Annotated in this window: 3 protein-coding genes; all 3 read right to left on the bottom strand. The window is 40.1% G+C overall.

The features are described 5' to 3' along the window. Window positions 1-44 precede the first annotated feature (44 nt). Window positions 45-755 (bottom strand): bacillithiol biosynthesis deacetylase BshB1, encoded by a 711-nt coding sequence (gene bshB1 / locus AC1DRF_RS27495; RefSeq protein WP_016763451.1) that lies wholly within the window; start codon window positions 753-755, stop codon window positions 45-47. A 10-nt stretch (window positions 756-765) separates the two neighbouring features. Further along, window positions 766-1164, bottom strand: a complete 399-nt coding sequence (mgsA, locus tag AC1DRF_RS27490) for a methylglyoxal synthase (protein ID WP_013056092.1) — start codon at window positions 1162-1164, stop codon at window positions 766-768. 12 nt (window positions 1165-1176) lie between these two features. After that, window positions 1177-1470 (bottom strand): dihydrodipicolinate reductase C-terminal domain-containing protein (locus AC1DRF_RS27485; protein WP_477742248.1); only part of this gene is annotated, 294 nt, incomplete at its 5' end.

Genomic DNA, 1470 nt, shown 5'->3' with positions numbered 1-1470 from the left:
CCTCCAACGGAAGCATAACATGTAATACCAATTTTTAATTTCATTTATTTTCCACCTACTAAATCGTCGTACATCAAAATCGGTTTTTTAGATAAAAAACCTTCACCGTATGCTACCCCGACTTCTTTGCCAAATAATCGCTCTCTGCTCTCTACCGTTTCAATATATCCGTTTACCAGCGGCGTATCAAACGTATCTGCTGTTTTTATAAATTGACTTTCATAAGCCTCTAGACTAGCTACTTTCTTTTGAAACGTGCTTGATACATCTACGATAAAATCTGGCTTATGAAATCCATTTATCATATAGAAATAAAGAGACTCAGCACGATGAGCTTTTTGCTTTTTATAATCGATATAATTTTTAACGCCAGCGGAAAACATGGCCTCTTCTACAAGCTTTGCACAATTTCCATGATCAGGATGACGATCTTCAAAGTAAGGAGCAAATATAATCCTTGGTTGATACGTGCGAATGACTGATGCTATTTCAGCTATATACTCTGCCTTTAAAACCAAACCTCTGTCTGGCAAATGCAGATGAATTCGCTCATGAACACCTAAGACATCAGCAGCTTTGGACGCTTCTTGTTTTCGAATTTCAACCGTTCCATTTGAAGAAAGTTCAGCTTGCGTCAAATCGCAAATAACTACCTTCAAACCTTGTTCACTCATTCTTGCAATGGTTCCACCCATGCCGATTTCTACATCATCGGCATGAGCACCAAAGGCAAGAATATCTATTGTTTCTTTCATTATCTTCACCCTATTTTTTTATAATTGAACGCCAATGCAAATCGCCTCGTTCAAGTCCATGAATTAAAATCTCTGCTGTTCCCATATTCGTTGCAAGAGGAACCGCATAGACGTCACATAGGCGCATCAGAGCTGAAATATCAGGTTCATGAGGCTGAGCTGTTAACGGATCGCGGAAAAAAATAACCATATCCATTTCATTTTGAGCAATTAAGGCTCCTATCTCCTGATCTCCTCCAAGCGGTCCTGATTGAAAGCGGTGAACCTTCAAACCTGTTGCTTCTGAAATACGCGTGCCTGTTGTTCCTGTTGCGAACAGCGAATGTTCCTGTAAAATCGCTTGATAGGCTGTTGTGAATTGGACCATATCATTTTTCTTTTTATCATGTGCAATTAAGGCGATTTTCATTTTTCTCGCTCCTTAGTCAATAATATTTTCTAATCCATATACAAGTGTGTCTACGTTCATAACTGTATCAACAGCTAGCTTCACACCTGACATAAAAGAAGCACGGTTGTATGAATCATGACGGATTTTTAATGTTTGTCCAAATCCTCCGAACATCACTTCTTGGTGAGCAATCAGCCCTGGCAGGCGTACGCTATGTAGGCGGATTCCTTCATAATCTGCACCGCGCGCCCCTTCTAGCAATTCTTTTTCCTCAGGGTGACCCTGTTTTTTTGCTTCACGAACTTCACTGATAAGCTCCGCTGT

The sequence above is a fragment of the Priestia sp. P5_B4 genome (genome assembly GCF_056400385.1).
The sequence above is the reverse complement of the archived record's forward strand: the minus strand, read 5'-3'. Positions and strand labels throughout refer to the sequence as shown.